This is a genomic window from Actinomycetospora chiangmaiensis DSM 45062 (assembly GCF_000379625.1).
Lineage (GTDB): Bacteria > Actinomycetota > Actinomycetes > Mycobacteriales > Pseudonocardiaceae > Actinomycetospora > Actinomycetospora chiangmaiensis.
In genome coordinates, this window is record NZ_KB903217.1 from 163,906 (window position 1) to 185,388 (window position 21,483).

Below are 21,483 nucleotides of genomic sequence, written 5' to 3' on the forward strand. Positions count from 1 at the left end.
CTCCTGAGCGCCCCCGGGGCGCGGCCGGTCACCGCGTCGAACACATCAGGGGCGTGCCCGTCCGCCGGACGCCGACACGCCGGGCCCGACACCCTCGATTCTACCGAGCGCGGGGACGATCACGTGGGCGCCCCGCGCAGGTTCCCGCCGGTCAGGTGCCGTGCGTCGGCACGGGGGCCGCCTCCGACCGGACGAGGTCCGCCTCACGCTCGACCGGGAGGAAGAGGACGTTGCGGCACCCGTCGTCGACACGGCGCGGCGCCCACCGTCCCCGCCAGGTGCGCGGGAGGTAGTCGAGCCCGGTGAGCTCGTCGACCACGTCCGCAACCGTCGCCCCGAACCGGGCGAGGTGGCGGTCCTCCAACTCGAGCATGAGGACGGGCCGGAAGCGCTCGAGCGTCGTCGCCGAGCCGGCCAGCAGGGTCGCCTCGGCGCCCTCGATGTCGACCTTCACCAGGTCGAGCCGCTCGAGCCCGGCCCCGGCGACCAGGTCGTCGAGTGTCGTCACCGCGACCGGCACCTCGTCGTGGCGGGCGAACTCGGCGTTCGAGCCGAGACCGACCGCACCCGTCGTCAGGAAGGCCCGGCCGTGGACCGGGAGCGGCCCGCGGCGCGGCAGCGACAGCGCCCCGTTCCCGGCGACCGCGCCGAGCGCGGCGCGGTGGACGGTGACCCGGCCCGCGGCGAGCAGCCGGCGGGTGGCCTCGACGAACGCCGCCGGGCCGGGCTGCGGCTCGACGGCGTGGACGTGCCCGCGCGGGCCGACCAGTCCGGCGAGCGTCCACGTGTAGAGGCCGAACTCGGCGCCGACGTCGACGCACACCGATCCCGGACCGACGAACGCCGCGAGCCCCGTGACCTCGTCCTCGAGGAACCACGCGTGCGGTGCCACCGTCCGTAGCAGTCGGCTCAACCCAGCGGTGGGGTCCACTGCGCCATGCCCTCCCCCCGACACGTCCGGACGGACGCGCCGGGGGGAGGGTAGCGATCGACGTTTCCCGTGGAACGACGCCCGCGACGATCAGACGTCGAGGAAACGGACGTCCTTGGCGTTCCGCGTGATGAACGACCGTCGGGACTCGACGTCCTCGCCCATGAGCACGCTGAACAGCTCGTCGGCGGTGGCGGCGTCGTCCAGCGTCACCTGCATCATCAGCCGGGTCTCCGGGTCCATCGTGGTCTCCCAGAGCTCCTTGGCGTTCATCTCGCCGAGGCCCTTGTACCGCTGGATGCCCTCGTCCTTGTTGATCTTCTTGCCCGCCGCGCGCCCGGCCTCGAGCAGCGCGTCACGCTCGCGGTCGGAGTACGCGAACTCCGGCTCGGCGTTGCGACCGCCCCACTTGATCTTGTACAGCGGCGGCATCGCGAGGAACACGTGGCCGTTCTCGATCAGCGGGCGCATGAACCGGAACAGCAGTGTCAGCAGCAGCGTCCGGATGTGCTGGCCGTCGACGTCGGCGTCGGCCATCAGCACGATCTTGTGGTAGCGCAGCTTCGTGAGGTCGAACTCGTCGTGGATGTTCGTGCCCAGCGCCGTGATGATCGACTGGACCTCGTTGTTCTTGAGGACGCGGTCGATCCGGGCCTTCTCGACGTTGATGATCTTGCCGCGGATCGGCAGGATCGCCTGGAACATCGAGTCGCGGCCGGACTTCGCGGAGCCGCCCGCCGAGTCGCCCTCGACGATGTAGACCTCGCTGCGCGACGGGTCGTTCGATCGGCAGTCGGCGAGCTTGCCGGGCAGGCCACCGAGGTCGCCGGCCGTCTTGCGCCGCACGAGCTCCCGGGCCTTGCGGGCCGCCATGCGCGCCTGCGCGGACCCCACCGCCTTGTTGATGATGGTCTTCGCGTCGGCCGGGTTGCGCTCGAACCAGTCGGCGAGGTGCTCGTTGCACACCCGCTGGACGAAGGACTTCACCTCGGTGTTGCCGAGCTTCGTCTTCGTCTGGCCCTCGAACTGCGGCTCGGCCACCTTCACCGACACGATCGCGGCGAGGCCCTCGCGGATGTCGTCGCCGGTCAGCGCCGGGTCCTTCTCCTTGATGAGCTTCTTGTCGCGCGCGTAGCGGTTCACCGTCGTGGTGAGCGCCGCGCGGAAGCCCTCCTCGTGGGTGCCGCCCTCGGTGGTGTTGATCGTGTTGCAGAAGGTGTAGACCGACTCGGAGTAGCCCGAGTTCCACTGCATCGCGACCTCGACCTGGTGGCCGGTGCCCTCCGCGGTGAAGCCGACCGGCTTCTTGTGGATCGGGTCCTTCGAGTGGTTGATGAAGGCGACGAAGTCCTCGAGGCCGCCCGGGTAGTGGAAGGTCCGCTCCTTGACCTTCGCGACGTAGCCCTCGGCGTCCGGGGTGTCGTCGACCGTCTCCCCGTCCTCGGTCTCGGGCTTGCGCTCGTCGCGCAGGTTGATGGTCAGCCCCTTGTTGAGGAAGGCCATCTCCTGGAGGCGCCGCGAGATCGTCTCGAGGTTGTACGTCGTGGTCTCGAAGATGTCCGGGTCAGCCCAGAACGTGATCGTGGTGCCGGTCTTCTTCGTCTTCCCGGCCTCGGTCAGCTTGCCGGGGACCGAGTGGTCGTAGTGCTGGGTCCAGATCTGCCCGTCGCGGTGGATCTCGACGTCGAGCGCCGTGGAGAGCGCGTTCACGACGGAGACACCGACCCCGTGCAGGCCACCGGAGACCGCGTACGACTTGTCGTCGAACTTGCCGCCGGCGTGCAGCACGGTCAGCACGACCTCGACGGCGGGCTTCTTCTCCACCGGGTGCTCGTCGACCGGGATACCGCGCCCGTCGTCGGTCACCGAGATGCCGCCGTCGGCCAGCATCGTCACCGTCACCGACGAGGCGTAGCCCGCCATCGCCTCGTCGACCGCGTTGTCCACCACCTCCCAGATGAGGTGGTGCAGACCGCGCTCGCCGGTGGACCCGATGTACATGCCGGGCCGCTTGCGGACCGCCTCGAGCCCCTCGAGGACGGTGATGGACGACGCGCTGTAGTCGTTGTTCTTCTTCGCCGCAGCCACGAGCCTCGGAGTCTCCCTACGTCGAGCGCGGGCGAGAGATCGCCCGGACGTCCACTCCAGTCTACTGGTCCACCCCCGCGGGAATGGCCCGGACGGCATGTTGAGCGCGTCGCAGAGCGCCTGGGCGCGTGAGGGGAGGGTCCGGACGGCGGGTCGGGCGGTCATCGGGCGCCTGGGCGCGGTCAACGGGCGCTGAGAGGCCCGACGCGCCATCCGGGTCAGCCGTACGTGTCGCGGGGCCCGCGACCCGACACGTGGCGCGGACCGCGCCGCCAGCTCGGCGCCGTCGGGCCGTGGATGCGCATGGCCTTCACGACGTCGGGTCCGAGGCCGGCGGCGATGCGCCCGAGGAGCTGGCGCTGCAGCAGCCGCAGCTGGGTCGCCCACGCCGTCGAGTCCGCCTGCACGGTCAGCTCCCCGTCGCGCAGCGCCGTGGGCGTCGCGTGCTCGGCCACCTCCTGCCCCACCAGCTCGGCCCACCGCCCGAAGACCGACCCGTTCGCCAATCGGGGCGCCCAGCCCCGCTGGGTGGAGAGCCGGGAGGCGAGCCGGCCGAGCGTCTGCGGGTCGCGGTCGTCCGCGCCCGGGCCGGACCACCGGCGACGGCGACGGCGGGTCCCGTCGGCCGGGTCGCGGCGGGCGGCGCGCCGGGGCCGGCCCGGGGTCACCCCGCGCTCCGCCTGCTGGGCCCGGGCGGCCGCCAGGGCGGCGCGGGCGATGTCGGCGCCGCGCGGACGCTCGGGGTCCGACCCGTGTGGGTCGGTCTCACCGGACTCGATGGGCTCCTCCGTACGACCACCCTCCGTGGCGGACGTTGCTCCGGACGAGGCGACGCGCGGCCCGAGTCGGGCGGGCGGGAGGACGACGGGGTCCGCCTCCGTGGTCGGGGTGTGGACGGCCAGGTCCGCCACGTCGAGCAGCCCCTGCAGGTCATCGGCCGGATCCGGTCGGCTGCGACGTCCCGGACGACGCTTCGGGGCCGAGTTGTCCACAGCATCCACAGGTCTGTCCCCAGCTCGTCCGCCGTCTTCACCGATTCGGCTCATCAGGAACCACCCCCGTCGACCGTCACGACGCCACTCCATCACGCACGGTGCCCGCCTCGATCACGTAGCGTGCACCACTCAGCACGGCGGGCACATCGTCGTCCACCGCCGCCGTCACGAGGACCTGCTCGGCCCGCGCGGCCGTCCGCGCGAGGGCGTCCCGGCGGCGGGCGTCGAGCTCGGCGAAGACGTCGTCGAGGACCAGGATCGGCTCCGACCCCTCCTCGCGGAGCAGCTCGAATCCGCCGAGGCGCAGCGACAGGGCGAGCGCCCAGGACTCGCCATGGCTGGCGAACCCCTTGGCCGGCCCCTCCCCGAGCGAGAGGTCGAGCTCGTCGCGGTGGGGCCCGACGAGGCACACCCCGCGCTCGATCTCCTGGTCGCGCCGTCGGCCGATCTCCTCGAGCAGCGCGATCTCCACCGCGGCGGCCAGCTCCGCGTGGGCGGCGCCCCCGGTGACGTCGTCCTGGCCCTCCACGGTGCCCGCGAGCTCGTCCACCGCGGCGACCCGCGAGCGGTAGCGCGCCCCGACCGGGACGGACTCGGGCGCGACGGAGGCGTAGGCCGCCGTGACGTGGGGGGCCAGCGCCGCGGCCAGCTGGATGCGGCCGGCGGTCAGCGCGGCGCCGGTGCGGGCGAGGTGGCTGTCCCAGACCTCGAGGGTGCCGGCCTCCCGGGCCCCGCGCGCCGACCGGGCCGACTTCAGCAGCGCCGACCGCTGCCGCAGCACCTTGTCGTACTCCGCCCGCACACCGGCCCACCGCGGCGCCCGGGCGACCAGCAGCTCGTCGAGGAACCCGCGGCGCTCGCCGGGGTCGCCCCGGACGAGCGCGAGGTCCTCCGGCGCGAAGACGACGGTGCGGACGATCCCCAGGATCTCGCGGGCCCGGGGCACCGGCGACCGGTTGACGCGGGCCCGGTTGGCCTTCCCCGGCTGGATCTCCACCTGGACGGTGAGCTCCCGGCCACCGTTCACCACGGTGGCCCGCACCTGCGCGGCGGCCGCCCCGCGCCGCACCAGCGGGGCGTCGGACGACACCCGGTGCGACCCCAGCGTGGCCAGGTAACCGACGGCCTCCACGAGGTTCGTCTTGCCCTGGCCGTTCGCCCCGACCAGCACGGACACCCCGGAGGAGAACGTCAGGTCGGCCTGGGCCCACGACCGGAAGTCGGTGACCGAGAGCTCCCGCACGTACACCTGTACTCCCGTCGCTGCGCTCGCCCCGGCGGCGGCCCTAACCGCCCGTCGGCGGCTCGTTCGCGGCCTCGCCCGCCTTGTGCACGGCGTGGCCGCCGAACTGGGCCCGGAGCGCCGCCACGGCCTTCATCGCCGGGGAGTCGACCTGGCGCGAGGCGAAGCGGGCGAACAGCGCCGCGGAGATCACCGGCAGCGGCACCGCGTGCAGGATCGCCTCGTCGACCGTCCAGCGGCCCTCGCCCGAGTCCTCGGCGTAGCCGGTGATCTCGTCCAGGTGCGGGTCGGCCTCGAGCGCGCGGACCATGAGGTCGAGCAGCCAGCTCCGCACCACGGTGCCGCGGCTCCAGGCCTTCATCACCGCGCCGACGTCGGTGACCGGCCCGCCCGCGCTCAGGAGCTCGTAGCCCTCGGCGTAGGCCTGCATGAGGCCGTACTCCACGCCGTTGTGCACCATCTTCGCGTAGTGCCCGGCGCCGACGGGCCCGGCGTGGGCGAAGCCCTCCTCGCGCGGACCCTCCGGACGCAGCGCGTCGAACACGGGCATGAGCCGCGCGATGTCCTCGTCGGAGCCGCCCGCCATCAGGCCGTAGCCCTCGGTGCGACCCCAGATGCCGCCCGACACCCCGCAGTCCGCGTAGTGGACGCCGTGGCCCGCGAGGCGCTCGGCGTGCACGGTGTCGTCGGTGAAGCGGCTGTTGCCGCCGTCGACCACGAGGTCACCCGACTCGAGCAGCCCCGCGAGGCTCTCCACCGTCGAGTGCGTCGGGGCCCCCGACGGGACCATCAACCAGATCGTCCGCGGCGCCTCGAGCGCCTTCACCAGCTCCTCGAGGGACTGCACGTCCCCGGAGCCGTCGTTCGCGTAGCCGACGACCTCGTGACCGGCGGCACGCAGCCGCTCGGCCATGTTGCCGCCCATCCGACCGAGCCCGACCATTCCCAGCTGCACCGCGATCCGCTCCCTGTTCTGACGTGGGGTCGAGCTCCGCTGCGTCTCCCCCGGCGTGGCCGTCCCGGTGTCCTACCCCGGATCGGGGTCCGCGGACCGCGCCGCGGGTCCCGGGTCGGCGGATCAGCCGGGCAGCCGGACCGGCATCAGCAGGTACAGGTAGCCCGGCCGGGGCTCCGGCAACTCGGCGTCCGTCTCCGGCCCGGGCTCGACCGCCGTCGCCCCGGCCGGCTCGTCGTCCGACCCGCCCTCGCCCGGCGCGGTGGCCGGACGCAGCAGCGCGGGCCGGCTCGGCGTGGTGAAGGACAGGTGGGCGTGGTCGGCGCCCAGGGCCCCGAGGCCGTCGAGCAGGTAGCCCGGGTTGAACGCGATCGTCAGCGGCTCGCCGGCGAACGAGCAGGGCAGCTGCTCCTCGGCGCTCCCCTCGTCGTCGCCGCCCGCGGTCAGCCGCAGCGAGCCCTCGTCGAACTCGAGGCGCACCTGCGTGCCGCGCTCGGCCACCAGCGAGACGCGCTTGATGGCGTCGACGAGCGGCGCGATCTCGACGACCGCCGCCGAGGTGTGCTCCTTCGGCAGCAGCTGGCGGTAGCGGGGGAACTCCGCGTCGAGCAGGCGGGTGGTGGAACGGCGGCCGCCCCCGGAGAGCCCGAGCAGCCCGTCACCGCGGCCGAGCGCGAGCTCGATGGTGCCGCCCGCGGAGGTCAGCGTCTTGGCCGCCTCGGAGAGCGTGCGGGCGGGCGCGAGGATCGCCGTGGGCTCGCCGTCCGCACTCGCCGGGTTCTCCCCGGGCTCCCACGTGAACTCCCGGACCGCCAGCCGGAACCGGTCCGTCGCGGCCATCGTCAGCGCGGACCCGTCGATCTCGACCCGGATGCCGGTGAGCATGGGCAGCGTGTCGTCCCGACCGGCGGCGACCGCCACCTGCGAGACGGCGCGGGCGAAGACGTCCGGGGCGAGCTCGCCGACCACCGGCGGCATCTCGGGCAGCTGCGGGTAGTCCTCGGCCGACATCGTCGGCAGGGTGAACCGGGCGTTGCCGCAGCTCAGCGACGCGCGCGGTCCGTCGACGGTGAGATCGACCGGGTGCGGCGGCAGCGAGCGGGTGATGTCGGCGAGCAGCCGCCCGGAGACGAGGGCCCGGCCGCCGTCGCCGATCATCGCCGGGACCTCGACGCGGGCAGAGACCTCGTAGTCGAACCCCGAGACGGTCAGCGTCCCCTCGTCGGACGCGTCGAGCAGGATCCCGCCGAGGACCGGCACGGGCGCACGGCTGGGCAGGCTGCGCGCGACGAAGGCCACCGCGTCGGCGAAGGCGTCGCGCTCCACGCGGAACTTCATCGGTGCTCTCCTGACGTCGGGACGGGCGTGCTGCCTGCAGGCCCCGGAGCTCGTCGGCCCCGGATCCGGGCAGGTCGTCACGGTAGAGCGTGCCAGGGGGGTCCGACACTCCGGCCCTGTGCAGCATCCGGCGGTGCGATCGCTCCCCAACCCCTGTTCTTCAGGAGTTCTCTGTAAGAGAGAGAACAGGAGTGACAGTAGGTCCTGTGGGCGCTGTGGAGCACCGCCGTCGATGCAGGTCGGGTGCTGCCACCCCATGTGGAGCGACGTGGGTCGTCCGTCCCCGGATCCGGGGACGGACCGGCGTGTCAGGTGGACGGAGGTCGGGCACCCGCCGCCGCCCACCGTTCCGTCCACCCACCGCGGCCGTCTGTCCACAGACTTGTCCCCAGCTGTGGGTCGATCGGGAGTCGAACGATCGCGCAGCGCGACGAGGGCGCGATGAGCGGTGATCCACCCGCGGGCGCCGGGCGAGCGGTGGCGCCGATCGTGTCCCGGTGTCGCCCGCCCGGTCGAGGTATGTCCGGTTCGCGCTCACGCACCGTCGATCTGAACCCCGTCCCGGGCGCGCAGCGTGGTCGCGCGCGCCGGGAGGGTGGTGGCAGCCGGTGGCCGGTGCCGCCGGCCCGCCGCGGGACGCGTGTGCCGTCGACGGTGGTCGCAGCGGTGTCGACGGGCGGTGGGACACGCCGTCGGACCGTCGAGACCACCGGATCGGGGGACGGAGCGGCCCGCCGCGCCCGGGCCGCGCGGCGCGAACGGACCCGTCGTCGGGAAGGCTCGTCGAGGCCGGGCTGCGTCCGCTAGGAGAGTGACGGGAGGCAGTCCGACCAGCGCGCCGGGATGCCTGGTGTGCGTCTCGCACGGAAGGCGGGAGGGCCGCATCCGCCGTCGGGGAGCCGTCAGCTGCGGGCGCGCTGCTTGATGCGCGCGGTGAGCTCCTGGACCTGCTCGTAGGTCCGGCGCCGCTCGGCCATCTCCTTGCGGATCTTCTTGTCCGCGTGCATGACGGTCGTGTGGTCGCGGTTGCCGAACATCTGACCGATGCGCGGCAGCGAGAGGTCGGTCAGCTCGCGGCAGAGGTACATCGCGATCTGCCGGGCGAGGGCGAGGGCCTTCGTCTTGCCGGGGCCGGTGAGGTCGTCGATCGAGACCGCGTAGAACTCGGCGGTGACCGCCATGATCGTGGGCGCCGTGATCTCGGACTGCCGGGAGTCCGGGATGAGGTCGCGCAGCACGATCTCGGCGAGCTGCAGGTCGATCGGCTGCCGGTTGAGCGAGGCGAACGCGGTCACGCGGATCAGCGCGCCCTCGAGCTCGCGGATGTTGCGCTCGATGCGGTCGGCGATGAACTCCAGGACCTCCGGCGGGGCCGCCATCCGCTCGCCGGCCGCCTTCTTGCGCAGGATCGCGATCCGCGTCTCGAGCTCGGGCGGCTGGATGTCGGTGATCAGGCCCCACTCGAACCGCGTGCGGAGACGGTCCTCGAGGGTCTCCAGGCGCTTCGGCGGCCGGTCGGAGGAGACGACGATCTGCTTGTTCGCGTTGTGGAGGGTGTTGAAGGTGTGGAAGAACTCCTCCTGGGTCCCCTCCTTCCCCTCGAGGAACTGGATGTCGTCCACGAGCAGGACGTCGACGTCGCGGTAGCGCCGCTGGAAGGCGACCTTGCGGTCGTCGCGCAGCGAGTTGATGAAGTCGTTCGTGAACTCCTCGGTCGACACGTACCGCACCCGCATGCCGGAGAAGAGGCGCTGGGCGTAGTGGCCGACGGCGTGGAGCAGGTGGGTCTTGCCGAGGCCGGAGTCGCCCCAGACGAACAGCGGGTTGTAGGCCCGCGCGGGTGCCTCGGCGACGGCGACGGCCGCCGCGTGCGCGAAGCGGTTGGAAGCCCCGATGACGAAGGTGTCGAAGAGGTACTTCTCGTTGAGCCGCGTCTGCGACCGGGGCGCGCCCCGGGCACCGTCGGAGGGGATCTCGGGCTCGGGGCGCCCCGGGCCGGCCGCGCGCGACGGGCTCCAGATCTCGTGGACGGCGGCGAGGCCGTCGCGGACCTCGTCGACCTCCTCCTCCGGGTGGGAGCGGTCGGGGTTGTTCGTCACCCGCCCCACTCCGGCGGCCGCGGCGATCGCGTCCGCGCGGTGGGAGCGCTCGCCGCCGGTGAGGTAGCCGGTGTCGGGCCCGCCGTCGTCGTAGGCCGGACGGGAGTAGCCGTCCCCGGCGTAGGACCCGGACGCCGGCGTGGCGAGGCGGGGCAGCGGCGAGGTCTCCGGGCCGGTGCCGTGGTCGCCGCCGCGGGAGCCGTGGTCGACGCGCACGGCGAGCTGGACCGGCCGCCCGATGCGCCGCGAGAGGGCGTCGACGATCGGGTCGCGCAGGACCCGTTCGATCGCCTCCTTCGCGAACTCGCTCGGGGCGGCGAGGAGCGCGGTGTCGTCGAGCAGCCCGAGCGGGCGCGTCACGCGGATCCAGGCGCGCTGCTGCGCCGAGAGCGGCGGCCGGTCGGCCGGGTCGGCGGACGGCGCGGTGAGCTCCGCGACGACGCGGGCCCAGGTCTCGTCGAGATCGGAGAGCTGATCCGTCATCGGTGCCCTCCCCTACGGTTCCGTCCCCGGGCGCGCGTCCACAGGCTTGTCCACAACTGTGCACGACGACGGGTCGCCGACCGCGCGGGGCCCCGCCCCTGGGGTTCCCACCGATTACTGCCGCTCGACGCGGCCGTTCCTGCGTCCGGTCCCGCCCGCTGCGCCCGCCGCGTCGCCGGCCACGGGCCGATCGCTCGGCGGTGCCCGGTCCGTCGCGGGGGTGCCGGACGCTAACAAGGGGGCCTGCCCGCCCACAACCTCGGGGTGCGGCCACCACGATCTCCCACGGCTCCCGCCGTCGTCGCAGCCGGGGCCGGGGTCCGGGGCGGGGGTGCGGCTGGGCTACTCTGGTCGGGACCGGATCCGGGTCCGTCGTGCCAGGGGTGAGCCCTGGTCGTCCCGACGTGCCCCGGAACACCCGCGCTCCCCCACGACGTTGGGGTGAGCCGACGCAGGAGTTCTCAGTCGTGGCCAAGGGCAAGCGCACGTTCCAGCCGAACAACCGTCGTCGGTCGAAGACCCACGGCTTCCGGCTGCGCATGTCGACGCGCGCCGGCCGTGCGGTGCTCGCGAACCGACGCCGCAAGGGCCGCGCCGAGCTCTCCGCCTGACCCTCCGCGACGAGCCGGTCGAGGTCCGTGCGTGCTGCCCCCGGCACACCGCGTCCGCCGGCCCGACGACTTCCGGCTCGTCCTGCGCCGTGGGCGCAAGGCGGGCCGTCGTCGGTTGTCGGTGCACGCGCTCACGCCGGACGGCAGCCCGGGCCCGTCCCGGGCGGGCTTCGTCGTGGGCCGTGCGGTCGGGAACTCCGTCGTGCGGCACCGGACCACGCGACGGCTGCGTCACCTCGTGGCGGAGCGGCTCGACGCCCTGCCGACGGGCACGCTGCTGGTCGTGCGGGCGCACCCGCCGGCGGCCGGTGCGACGTCCGCGGAGCTCGCGGACGACCTCGACGCCGCCCTGCGCCGACTGGACCTGCGACCGCGGTTGACCGTGGTGACGTCGGCCTGACGCCGACGCGGGGTCCGGTCCCGACGGCGGGCTCGGCACGCGATCGGGCCGGGATGGTCGCCCTCGACCGCCACCACGGGCACCATGGAGTGCGACCGCGCGGTGGATCGGTGAGAGACGAGGACGACGTGAGCGAGCCCGGGACCGGAGCGGAGGTCGCGCAGGCGCCGACGTCGCCGCGCCCCGGCCCCGCCGCCCGGGCCCTGATCGCCGTCCTGGGCGTCTACCAGCGGTGGATCTCCCCGATGTTCCTGCCGCACTGCCGCTTCCACCCCACCTGCAGCGCCTACGCCGTCGAGGCGCTCCGCGTGCACGGAGTGGTGCGCGGCACCGTTCTCACCGTCGTGCGACTGCTGAAGTGCGCGCCCTGGCACCCTGGTGGCCTGGACCCCGTGCCCCCGCACCGTCGTCGCCGTCCGGAGACCCCTGACTCCGGGCGCACCGCCCCCCGGGGAGCCGGAGCCCCCACCAGCGAGGAGCAAGCGTCGTGCTGAACTTCATCTACTACCCGGTGTCGGCCATCCTGTGGTTCTGGCACAAGGTGTTCGGGTTCGTCCTCGGCGCCGACAACGGGTTCGCGTGGGCGCTCTCGGTCATCTTCCTGGTCTTCACGCTGCGGGCGCTGCTGTTCAAGCCGTTCGTCAGCCAGGTCCGCTCGATGCGGAAGATGCAGGAGTTCCAGCCGCAGATCAAGAAGCTGCAGGAGAAGTACAAGAACGACCGCCAGAAGCTCGCGGAGGAGATGCAGAAGCTCCAGAAGGAGCACGGCGTCAACCCGCTGGGCGGCTGCCTGCCGGTCCTGGTGCAGGTCCCGGTGTTCATCGGGCTCTTCCACGTGCTCCGCGGCTTCCGCACCGACTACGCCTACAACTACATCTTCAGCTACGACGACATCCGGTCGTTCGACAACGCGACGCTCTTCGGTGCGAAGCTGTCCGACGCGATCAGCGGCAACCTGCAGGCGGTCGGCCACTTCTCGCTGAACTTCGGCGAGTTCAACGCCCACGTCATCCCGGTCGCACTGCCGCTGATGATCATCGCCAGCGTCGCGACCCACTTCACCGCCCGCGTGTCCGCCGCCCACCAGTCGCCGGCCGCGGCCGCGAACCCGCAGGCCGCGATCATGCAGAAGCTGACGATGTGGCTGTTCCCGCTCGGCGTGCTCGTCTTCGGTGTCTTCTTCCCGATCGCGATCCTCCTGTACTGGCTCTCGAACAACTCCTGGACGCTGGCCCAGCAGTACTTCGTGTACAGCCGGATCGCCAAGGAGGAGGCGGAGCAGCGGGAGCAGGCCGCGGCCCAGCGCGACCTCCTGGCCCCCCGGCCGGGCCAGAAGCCCAACCGCGTCGCCGCGACCAACGGCCACGTCGCGGTGGACGACGAGCCCGTCGACGCCCCCGCGGAACCCGTGGACGCCCCGGCCGAGAGTGCTCCGAGCAAGCCGCGTCCGGGTGCCCGGCCGGTCTCCGGCAAGAGCAGCGGACGGTCGGCGCCCGGCAAGGTGAACTCGCCCGCGGCGAAGAACGGTGGCGCGCCCAAGGGCCGCGGGTCCGGGCAGCTCGCCTCGTCGCGCCCCGGCAAGAAGTCCAAGAAGCGTCGCTGACGCGTCGGCGCGTCCCAGCACCCAGACCCACCCGCCCGGCGGTCGTCCCTCGCCCCCAGAGGATCGGTCTCCGGGACCCGGAGGGGCCGCAGCACGCGGCCCCGGCGAGAGGAGACAAGCGTGTCCGAGACCCTGGAGTCGGACGGCCGGGCCGGCGAGAACGGCGCCCCCGTCGCGACGGAGGGCGGCCCCACGTCCCAGGACGTGCTCGTCCGCGAGGGTGACATCGCCGGGGACTACCTGGAGCGGCTGCTCGACATCCTCGACTTCGACGGGGACATCGACCTCGACGTCGAGGCCGGCCGCGCCATCGTCAGCATCGACGGCGGCAAGGACCTCGAGAAGCTCGTCGGCCAGCGGGGCGACGTGCTGGAGGCGCTGCAGGAGCTGACCCGGCTCGCCGTCCAGCAGTCCACGGGGACGCGCAACCGCCTCATGCTCGACATCGCGGGCTGGCGTTCCCACCGGCGCTCCGAGCTCACCGACCTCGGGCGGCGGACGGCCGAGGAGGTGCGCGACTCGGGCGAGAGCCAGAAGATGCGCCCGATGACGCCGTTCGAGCGGAAGATCGTCCACGACGCCGTGGCCGGCGTCGAGGGCGTCCACAGCGAGAGCGAGGGCGAGGAGCCGCGCCGGCGCGTGGTCGTCCTCCCTGGCCGGTCGTGACCTCCGGCGCCGTCGCCGTTTCACGTGGAACGGGCGACCGGTCGTGACACTCGGCGAGCAGGACCGTCTCGAGGGCCCGTCCTCGCCGACCCAGGAGGCCGTGGAGCTCTTCGGGGACGCGCTGCCCCGGGCCCGCCGGTTCGCCGAGCTGCTGGCCGGGCCGGGGCGGGAGCAGGGGGTCATCGGCCCGCGGGAGCTCCCCCGCCTCTGGAACCGCCACCTCGTCAACTCGGCGTGGGTCGGGACGGTCGTCCCGGAGAACGCCTCCGTCGTCGACATCGGCTCCGGCGCCGGCCTCCCGGGCATCCCGCTGGCGCTCGCCCGGCCGGACCTCCGCATCACGCTGCTGGAGCCCATGGCCCGCCGCGTGGCCTGGCTCGAGGAGGTCGTCGAGGCGCTCGGGCTCGACGTGGCCGTCCGGCGTGGGCGCGCCGAGGAGCGGGAGACCCGGCGTGCGGTCGGCGAGTTCGACGTCGCGACGGCCCGCGCGGTGGCACCCCTCGGCCGGTTGGCGGCGTGGTCGCTCCCGCTCGTGCGCCCGGGTGGGACACTGGCGGCGCTCAAGGGAGCCAGCGCCCAGGACGAGGTGCGGCGGGACGCCGTGGAGCTCCGGGCGGCGGGTGGCGGCGACGTCGAGGTCGTCACCACCGGCGCGGGAGACGCACTGACGCACATCGTGGTGGTACATCGGACCGAGCGGCGCACGGCTGCCGGCTCGGGGCCCGGTGGTGGGCGCCGTGGTCGTGGCAGGAAGGATCGATCCTCGTGACCGAAGGACAGGCCGTTCCACGTGAAACGCGCTCGCGGCCGGACCGCGGGAGCGCCGAGAAGGTCCGGGAGGCCGTCAGCGAGGCGGTGTCGACCGTCGGCGCGGCCGGGGTGCTCGGTGCGGGCGAGGTGATCTACGGCGACGGGGGCGGCATGACCCCGATCGCCGAGGAGGCCGCCCGGGCCGCCCGCGTGCTGCACCCCGAGGACCACCGGATGCCGCGGCCGTCGCGCCGCCGGGTCATCACCGTCGCCAACCAGAAGGGCGGCGTCGGCAAGACGACGAGCACGGTCAACCTCGCCGCGGCGCTGGCGCTGCACGGTGCCCGCGTCCTCGTCGTCGACCTCGACCCGCAGGGCAACGCGAGCACGGCGCTGGGGGTCGACCACCGCAGCGGGACCCCGTCGATCTACGAGGTCCTCATCGGCGAGCTCACCCTCGACCAGGCCGCGCAGGTCTGCGACCGCTCCGCCGACCTCCTCTGCGTGCCCGCCACGATCGACCTGGCCGGCGCGGAGATCGAGCTCGTGTCGATGATGAACCGCGAGTCGCGGCTGCGGCAGGCGCTGTCCACCGAGGCGCTCGACCGCCTCGACGTCGACTACGTGCTCGTCGACTGCCCGCCGTCGCTCGGGCTGCTCACGCTGAACGCGATGGTGGCCGCGCCCGAGGTGCTCATCCCCATCCAGTGCGAGTACTACGCGCTCGAGGGGCTCAGCCAGCTGCTCAACAACATCGGGCTCGTGCAGTCGCACCTCAACCCGCGGCTGCACGTCTCGACGATCCTGCTGACGATGTACGACGGCCGCACCAAGCTCGCGGACCAGGTGACCCACGAGGTCCGCAACCACTTCGGCGACCTCGTCCTGCGGACCGTCATCCCCCGCAGCGTCAAGGTCAGCGAGGCGCCGGGCTTCGGGCAGACCGTGCTGACGTACGACCCGGGCTCGCGGGGCGCGATGAGCTACCTCGACGCCGCCCGCGAGTTCGCCATGCGGGCGGCCGTCGCCGAGCGGCGCGCCGGCGCGAACGCGGGTGAGCGGGCGTGACCGAGCGGCGCGGAGGACTGGGGCGCGGACTCGCCGCGCTCATCCCGACGGGACCCCCGGACGGCGGCACCGATACGCGGGCCGGCGTCGGCAGCCGCGCGGCCGACGTCGTGATCGGGCAGCGCACGCGGAACGAGGTCCCGGGGTCGGACCGGACTCGCCCGGGCGCCGTGGACGGCGGTGCCGTCGCCGGCGCCGTGTATCGCGAGGTCCGCGTCGACGGCATCCGGGCCAACCCGCGGCAGCCGCGCACCGTCTTCGACGAGGAGGCGCTCGCCGAGCTCGAGCACTCCGTCCGCGAGTTCGGTCTGCTGCAGCCGATCGTCGTCCGCGAGCTGGACGCCCCGATCACGGGCGACGCGGGGGTCGAGGTCACCCACGAGCTCGTCATGGGCGAGCGTCGCTGGCGGGCGGCCCAGCGCGCGGGACTCGCGCACATCCCGGCGATCGTGCGGAAGACGTCGGACGACGACCTGCTGCGCGACGCCCTGCTCGAGAACATCCACCGGGTCCAGCTGAACCCGCTGGAGGAGGCGGCGGCCTACCAGCAGCTGCTGACCGAGTTCGCCGTGACGCACGAGCAGCTCGCCGACCGCATCGGCCGCAGCCGGCCCGCCATCACCAACACCATCCGCCTGCTGCGACTCCCGGTCGCGGTGCAGCGCCGGGTGGCGGCCGGGGTGCTCTCCGCCGGCCACGCGCGTGCCCTGCTGGGCATGGAGGACACGGCGGCCCAGGAGGAGCTCGCGGCGCGCATCGTCGCCGAGGGCATGTCCGTCCGTGCCGCCGAGGAGGCGGTGACGTTGGCGCGCGGCGAGCGCGAGCCGGCGGCCAAGCGGCGCTCGCCCGCCCGCAAGCTCCACGCGCCGGGGCTGCAGGACCTCGCCGAGCGGCTCTCCGACGCCTACGACACCCGCGTCAAGGTCGAGCTGGGTCAGCGCAAGGGTCGGATCGTCGTGGAGTTCGGCTCGGTCGACGATCTGGAGCGCATCGCGGCGCTGATGAACCAGAAGGGCTTCCCGGGCCCGTCACCCTCGGAGTGATCCACGAGGGCTGCAGCGGCGATCTCAGGGCGCCCTGAGATCGCCGCTGCGCTCGCTCGTCAGGCGGACCGCTCCGCCGCCCGACCGACGGCACGCTCCACGAGGAGCCCGAACACCTCACCCAGGTCGAGCCCGGCCGCCGCGATCGCGCGCGGCAGCAGGGAGGTGTCGGTCAGTCCGGGCGACACGTTGACCTCGAGGACCTGGACCCGCCCGTCCCCGTCCACGATCACGTCGGTCCGCGACAGGTCCCGCAGGTCGAGGGCGCGGTGGGCGGCGACGGCCGTGTCCGCCACCCGGGCGGCCACCTCGTCGTCGAGCCGGGCCGGGCAGTGGAACCGGGTGAGGCCGGCGGTGTACCGGGCGGTGTAGTCGTAGACCCCGCTCTCCGGGGCCACCTCCACGGCCGGGAGCGCGACCGGGCCGTCGCCGGTGTCGATCACCGACACCGCGAGCTCCACCCCGTCGACGAACCGTTCCACGAGTACGGTCTCCGAGTAGGCGAGGGCGCCCACCATCGCGGACGGCAGGTCCGCGGCGTCGCGCACCACCTGGGCGCCCAGCGCCGAGCCACCCTGGTCGGGCTTGAGCATCAGCGGCAGTCCGAGCCGCGCCACGAGCGCGTCGAGGACGGCGCCCGCCCCGAGCTCGCGGAACGTGGCGTGCGGCAACGCCACCCACTCCGGGGTGTGCAGTCCGGCCCGCGTCAGCTCGGCCTTGGCGCTCGGCTTGTCGTGCGCCCGGCGGCACGCCCGCCCGTCCGTGCCGACGAACGGCACGCCGAGCAGCTCCAGGACGCTCTGCACCGCCCCGTTCTCGCCCTCCCCGCCGTGCAGGGCGACGACCACGGCGTCGGGGCGGGTGTCGCGCAGCCGGCCGAGCAGGGCGGCGTCGGTGTCCCACTCGTCCACCGTGGCGCCGGCGTCGCGCAACTCGGCGGCGATCCGGCGGCCGGACCGCAGCGACACGTCGCGCTCGTGGGACAGGCCGCCGGCGAGGACGGCGACGGTGCGGTCGATCACGATCCCGGACCCTAGTCCGGGGTCGTGATCCGTCGTCGGGGAGTCAGGCGGTGTCGACCGAGGGGGCCTGCGGCCCCGGCGTTCCCGACGACGGGCGGGCGCCGGTCGCGCCCGACCCCGAGAGCCCGAAGGTGCGGAGCACCTCGAGCTCGCCGTCGAGCACGCCCGCCAGGCGCCGTACGCCCTCCACGATCCGCTCCGGCGGCGGGTAGCAGAACGACAGCCGCATGTGCCGGGCGCCGGAGCCGTCGGCGTGGAAGCCGGTCCCGGACGCGTAGGCGACACGCGCCGAGATCGCCCGCGGCAGCATCGCCCGGGTGTCCACGCCCTCGGGCACCGTGGCCCAGACGAAGAACCCGCCCCGGGGCCGGGTCCAGCGGCAGCCCTCGGGGAGATGCGTCTCCAGGGCGCCCAGCATCGCCTCGCAGCGCTCCCGGTACATCTCCCGGAAGGACTTCACGAGGCTGCGCCAGTCGTGCGTCGCGAGGTAGCGGGAGACGACGAGCTGGGTGAACGCGGGCGGGCACAGCGTGGCCGACTCCGCGGCCAACACCAGCTTGTCCCGGATCCCGTGCGGCGCGAGCGCCCAGCCCACGCGCAGCCCGGAGGCGAAGATCTTCGAGAACGAGCCGAGGTAGACCACGTTCTCCGGGTCCAGGGACCGCAACGACTCGTAGGTCTGCCCGTCGAAGCCGAGCAGGCCGTACGGGTTGTCCTCGACGATGAGCACGCCGTAGCGGCGGCACAGCTCGACGACCGCGGCGCGGCGCTCGGGGGCCAGCGAGACGCCGACCGGATTGTGGAAGTTCGGCACCGTGTAGAGGAACTTCGCGCGCCGCCCCTCGCGGACGAGCCGCTGCAGGGCCTCCTCGAGCGCGGCGGGCACGAGCCCGTCGTCGTCCATCGCGACGTGCCGGACCTCGGCCTGGTAGGCGGCGAACGATCCCAGCGCGCCCACGTAGGACGGCGACTCGGCGAGGACGACGTCGCCGGGGTCGACGAACAGCCGGGTCAGCATGTCGAGCGCAGACTGCGAGCCGACGGTCACCACCACGTCGTCCGGGGCGAAGCCGCCGGTAGCCGCGAGGGAGCCGGCCTCGAAGGCCATGACCTCCCCGATCTGCTCCCGCAGCACGGGCACGCCCTGGGCGGAGCCGTACTGCAGCGCGGCCTGCCCCTCGCCGGCGATCAGCTGGCCCACCTCGACGGCCAGCGAGTCCAGCGGCAGCGCCGCGAGGTTGGGCATGCCGCCCGCCAGCGAGACCACCTCGGGTCGGCTGGCCACGGCGAACAGGGCCCGGATCTCGGAGGCGGTCATCCCGGTGGTGCGGGCCGCGTAGCGGTCCAGGTGGAGGTCGCCGGTCGTGCCCGCCGCCGCGTCCGCTGCCGCCGCCGCGCCGGCCCCGGGGAGGGCGTCGGGTCGGGGGGCGGGGGACGTCGGCGTCATCAGCGACTCTCCGTGATCATCTTCACGACAGGGATCATCGCGACTGTACGCGTCGTGTCCGCGCCCCCGGAGCGAGCGTCGTCACGCCGCGCGGACCATCCGTCGCTCCGCCCGCCCCGGTGCCCGCTTCCCCCGACCCGGGCGCCCGTATTGTCGAGAGCGGCACGGGAGAGTACGCATGCCAACGCCGGGTCGGGAGCCGCAACGCCGCGGGATCCGCACCGGATCGTCGTCGTGGGAACGGGAGTGTCGGTGTCGCGAGAGTGCGTGGGGGTCACCCTCGACAACATCGAGGAGCTCCCCAAGGGCTGCCGTCGATGCGTCTACTGGGAACTCGCACCGCACCTGGGCAGCCAGGCCGAGGAGTTCGGCACCCTGGAGCTGGAGAAGGAGGCCTGGGTCTCCGGCGTCCTGCTCGAGTGGGGCTCCTGCGGTCGCATCGCCCACGTCGACGGGGTCCCGGCCGGCTACGCCTTCTACGCCCCGCCCGCCGCCGTGCCGCGCGCCGCTGCGTTCCCCACCGCGCCCGTGGGCGCGGACGCCGTCCTGCTGTGCGGCCTGCACGTGGTGCCGGACTTCGCCGAGGTGGGGATCGGGCGGATGCTCGTGCAGGACGTCGTCCGGGACCTCTCCCGGCGCGGCGTGAAGGCGCTCGAGGCGTTCGGTGACGCTGCGGCGCGCCCGCGCGGCGAGGCCCACGGCCGCACCGCGGAGGACTCCCCGAGCTGCGTGCTGCCGGCCGCGTTCCTGCGGGCCGTCGGCTTCAAGACGGTCGCCCCGCACCACCGCTGGCCCCGCCTGCGCCTCGAGCTGCGCACCGGGTTCTCCTGGAAGGAGGACGTCGAGGCGGCGATCGCCCAGCTCCTGGGCTCGGTGACGGTGACGACGGCGCCTGCGGCTCCCGTGGGCGCCCCGGCGCCCCGGTAGGCCCTCCCGCCACGCATGAACGGGCCGTTCATCACGGGAGATCGTGACGAACGGCCCGCTCGCGGACGGTCAGGCCCCGATGGGGCTGCCTTCCTCGCGCTGGAGGATGTCGGAGAACGTGAACGTGCCGGTCGGCTTGTCGTTCTGTCCCAGCAGGTAGAGCCGCTTCACCGCCACCAGGATCCCCTCGGCGACGACGTCACGGAACGCCGGGTCGAGCAGGGCCGCCCGGTCGGAGGCGTTCGTCAGGTAGCCGATCTCGACCCGCACGGCGGGCATCCGGGTCAGCCGCAGGAGCTCCCACGGGCGCGGGTGCACCCCGCAGTCGGTCATCCGGGTCCGGGCCAGGAGCTCCCGGTGGATGTAGCCCGCGAGCGCCTCGCCGACGGTGGAGGTGGCGCCGGTCCCGGTGCCGAAGTGGAAGGCGGCGAGCCCGTTGGCGGCCGGGCTCGGGTTCGCGTCGACGTGCAGCGAGAGCACGACGTCGGCGCCCGCGGTGTTCGCGAAGGCCGCGCGCTCGGCGTCGCTCGGGCAGTCCTGCGGGCCGTGGGAGAGCAGCGCCTCCATGCCGGCCGCGGACATCCGGCCCTCGAGCCGGCGGGCGATGTCGGACACCAGCCCGGCCTCGGTGACCTCGCCAATCGCGCCACCGGGGTGCGAACCGCCGTGACCCGGATCGATCACGATGCGCTTGCCGGAGAGCCGCGGCCCCGCCTTGTGCAGGCGCTCCTGCTCCCGCAGTAGGCCCGGACGCCCGCCGGTGACCTTCCGGCCGAGGTAGCCGAGGTGACGCAGCGTGCGGGGCCCGCAGATGCCGTCGGGCGCCATGCCGTAGTCGCGCTGGAAGCTCCGCAGGGCCTGCTCGGTCTGCCGGCCGAACGCACCGTCGGCCCGCCCGGAGTCGTACCCCAGCTCGAGCAGCCGCTCCTGGAGGGCGAACACGTCGTCGCCGGTCATCATGTTGCTCATCTGCAGGCAGAGCATGCGGTCGCCCAGCGACCAACGGGCGTCGCGCAGGGCGCGGTACGTCGCCGGGCCGACGACACCGTCGGTGATCAGGCCGCGGTTCTGCTGGAAGGCGCGCACCGCGTCCTCGAGCGCCGAGTCGAACAGCGCCGCGTCGAAGACGCTGTGCGCCGCGTCGGCGGGCTCGAGCAGGCCCAGGCCCTCGAGCGCTGCGCGGACCTCGGCGACCGCCGGACCGGTGTCGCCGCGGCTGAGCAGCTGCATTCGGTTGCTCCCGTCCTGTCCGGTCACCCATCGGTGGGCCCGACCCTCGTGGAGGCGGCAACGGTGTCGCACCGCCGACGTGTCCCGCCGGTTTCACCCGTGCCTCATTGTGCCCTGCCGCCCCGCACACACCCGGCAGCGGGCCCGTGCCGGAGGGTCACGGTTCGGGCGCGGGCGGCCGCGGACACGACGACGCCGGGCCCGGACGAGGTCCGGACCCGGCGTCGGGGACGTGCGTGGGATCAGGCGAGCACGTCGGAGAGGTCGTTGAGCAGCGCGGCCTTCGGCTTCGCGCCCACGATCTGCTTCACCGGCTTGCCGCCCTGGAAGACGATCATGGTCGGGATCGACATGACCTGGTAGTCACGCGCCGTCGCCTGGTTCTGGTCGATGTCCAGCTTGGCGACGGTGATCTTGTCCCCGTGCTCCAGGGCGATCTCCTCGAGGACCGGGGCGACCATCTTGCACGGACCGCACCAGGTCGCCCAGAAGTCGACGACGACCGGCTTGTCGCTGTTCAGCACCTCGTCGGAGAACGTGGCGTCGGTGACGTTGATCGGGCTGCCCATGGGGGCTCCTTCCGG

At 73.6% G+C, this 21,483-nt stretch carries 20 protein-coding genes; 9 read left to right on the plus strand and 11 right to left on the minus strand.

Going from position 1 to position 21,483, the window contains the following annotated elements:
- Positions 1-151: 151 nt before the first annotated feature.
- From A3CO_RS29420 to dnaA, 7 genes are all read right to left on the minus strand, one after another.
- Entirely contained in the window at positions 152-892 is a 741-nt protein-coding gene (locus A3CO_RS29420) for an FkbM family methyltransferase (protein WP_018330352.1), read from the minus strand.
- Positions 893-1,021: 129 nt separating this feature from the next.
- A complete protein-coding gene (gene gyrB / locus A3CO_RS0100915; protein ID WP_018330353.1) occupies positions 1,022-3,019 on the minus strand; it encodes a DNA topoisomerase (ATP-hydrolyzing) subunit B in 1,998 nt (665 codons plus the stop codon).
- A gap of 218 nt (positions 3,020-3,237) precedes the next feature.
- Positions 3,238-3,798 carry a DciA family protein gene (locus A3CO_RS0100920; protein ID WP_051085816.1) on the minus strand — a complete coding sequence of 187 codons (561 nt, stop codon included), beginning with the start codon at positions 3,796-3,798 and terminating at the stop codon, positions 3,238-3,240.
- 289 nt (positions 3,799-4,087) lie between these two features.
- Positions 4,088-5,263 carry a DNA replication/repair protein RecF gene (gene recF, locus A3CO_RS0100925; RefSeq protein ID WP_018330355.1) on the minus strand — a complete coding sequence of 392 codons (1,176 nt, stop codon included), beginning with the start codon at positions 5,261-5,263 and terminating at the stop codon, positions 4,088-4,090.
- A 37-nt stretch (positions 5,264-5,300) separates the two neighbouring features.
- Positions 5,301-6,212: a phosphogluconate dehydrogenase (NAD(+)-dependent, decarboxylating) gene (gene gnd, locus A3CO_RS0100930; protein ID WP_018330356.1), complete on the minus strand. Its 912-nt coding sequence runs from the start codon at positions 6,210-6,212 to the stop codon at positions 5,301-5,303.
- A 123-nt stretch (positions 6,213-6,335) separates the two neighbouring features.
- Complete coding sequence (dnaN, locus tag A3CO_RS0100935) at positions 6,336-7,550, minus strand: DNA polymerase III subunit beta (protein WP_018330357.1); 1,215 nt, start codon at positions 7,548-7,550, stop codon at positions 6,336-6,338.
- Between the two features lie 902 nt (positions 7,551-8,452).
- Entirely contained in the window at positions 8,453-10,132 is a 1,680-nt protein-coding gene (gene dnaA, locus A3CO_RS0100940) for a chromosomal replication initiator protein DnaA (protein WP_026204155.1), read from the minus strand.
- 467 nt (positions 10,133-10,599) lie between these two features.
- Here dnaA and rpmH point away from each other — a divergent pair, with 467 nt between their 5' ends.
- The 8 genes from rpmH to A3CO_RS0100980 all read left to right on the plus strand — a co-directional run bounded on the left by rpmH (position 10,600) and on the right by A3CO_RS0100980 (position 16,273).
- Positions 10,600-10,743 (plus strand): 50S ribosomal protein L34, encoded by a 144-nt coding sequence (gene rpmH, locus A3CO_RS0100945; RefSeq protein ID WP_018330358.1) that lies wholly within the window; start codon positions 10,600-10,602, stop codon positions 10,741-10,743.
- A 31-nt stretch (positions 10,744-10,774) separates the two neighbouring features.
- On the plus strand, positions 10,775-11,143 hold the full coding sequence (gene rnpA, locus A3CO_RS0100950; RefSeq protein ID WP_018330359.1) for a ribonuclease P protein component: 369 nt from the start codon (positions 10,775-10,777) through the stop codon (positions 11,141-11,143).
- 128 nt (positions 11,144-11,271) lie between these two features.
- A complete protein-coding gene (yidD, locus tag A3CO_RS0100955) occupies positions 11,272-11,637 on the plus strand; it encodes a membrane protein insertion efficiency factor YidD (RefSeq protein ID WP_018330360.1) in 366 nt (121 codons plus the stop codon).
- Positions 11,631-12,746, plus strand: coding sequence for a membrane protein insertase YidC (gene yidC / locus A3CO_RS0100960; RefSeq protein ID WP_018330361.1), 1,116 nt, complete (start codon positions 11,631-11,633; stop codon positions 12,744-12,746). The genes yidD and yidC overlap by 7 nt, the downstream gene beginning before the upstream one ends.
- A gap of 120 nt (positions 12,747-12,866) precedes the next feature.
- Positions 12,867-13,412, plus strand: coding sequence for a Jag family protein (locus tag A3CO_RS0100965; protein WP_018330362.1), 546 nt, complete (start codon positions 12,867-12,869; stop codon positions 13,410-13,412).
- Between the two features lie 43 nt (positions 13,413-13,455).
- Positions 13,456-14,181, plus strand: a complete 726-nt coding sequence (rsmG, locus tag A3CO_RS0100970; RefSeq protein ID WP_018330363.1) for a 16S rRNA (guanine(527)-N(7))-methyltransferase RsmG — start codon at positions 13,456-13,458, stop codon at positions 14,179-14,181.
- A gap of 152 nt (positions 14,182-14,333) precedes the next feature.
- Positions 14,334-15,230 (plus strand): ParA family protein, encoded by an 897-nt coding sequence (locus A3CO_RS0100975; protein ID WP_051085817.1) that lies wholly within the window; start codon positions 14,334-14,336, stop codon positions 15,228-15,230.
- The gene (locus A3CO_RS0100980) at positions 15,227-16,273 is read left to right on the plus strand and encodes a ParB/RepB/Spo0J family partition protein (protein WP_018330365.1); all 1,047 of its coding nucleotides are present in this window, start codon (positions 15,227-15,229) and stop codon (positions 16,271-16,273) included. Before A3CO_RS0100975 ends, A3CO_RS0100980 begins: the two co-directional genes overlap by 4 nt.
- A gap of 59 nt (positions 16,274-16,332) precedes the next feature.
- Here A3CO_RS0100980 and A3CO_RS0100985 read toward each other — a convergent pair whose 3' ends face one another.
- Together A3CO_RS0100985 and A3CO_RS0100990 are read right to left on the minus strand one after the other, a co-directional pair.
- On the minus strand, positions 16,333-17,295 hold the full coding sequence (locus A3CO_RS0100985) for a D-alanine--D-alanine ligase family protein (RefSeq protein ID WP_018330366.1): 963 nt from the start codon (positions 17,293-17,295) through the stop codon (positions 16,333-16,335).
- Between the two features lie 43 nt (positions 17,296-17,338).
- Complete coding sequence (locus tag A3CO_RS0100990) at positions 17,339-18,742, minus strand: aminotransferase-like domain-containing protein (RefSeq protein ID WP_018330367.1); 1,404 nt, start codon at positions 18,740-18,742, stop codon at positions 17,339-17,341.
- A 252-nt stretch (positions 18,743-18,994) separates the two neighbouring features.
- Here A3CO_RS0100990 and A3CO_RS0100995 point away from each other — a divergent pair, with 252 nt between their 5' ends.
- Positions 18,995-19,669, plus strand: coding sequence for a GCN5 family acetyltransferase (locus A3CO_RS0100995; RefSeq protein ID WP_026204157.1), 675 nt, complete (start codon positions 18,995-18,997; stop codon positions 19,667-19,669).
- Positions 19,670-19,738: 69 nt separating this feature from the next.
- On the opposite strand, the gene A3CO_RS0101000 is transcribed toward A3CO_RS0100995, so the two are convergent.
- Both A3CO_RS0101000 and trxA read right to left on the minus strand, forming a co-directional pair.
- Positions 19,739-20,899, minus strand: a complete 1,161-nt coding sequence (locus A3CO_RS0101000) for an N-acetylmuramoyl-L-alanine amidase (protein ID WP_018330369.1) — start codon at positions 20,897-20,899, stop codon at positions 19,739-19,741.
- Between the two features lie 242 nt (positions 20,900-21,141).
- Positions 21,142-21,468 carry a thioredoxin gene (gene trxA / locus A3CO_RS0101005; RefSeq protein ID WP_018330370.1) on the minus strand — a complete coding sequence of 109 codons (327 nt, stop codon included), beginning with the start codon at positions 21,466-21,468 and terminating at the stop codon, positions 21,142-21,144.
- Between the last annotated feature and the right edge of the window lie 15 nt (positions 21,469-21,483).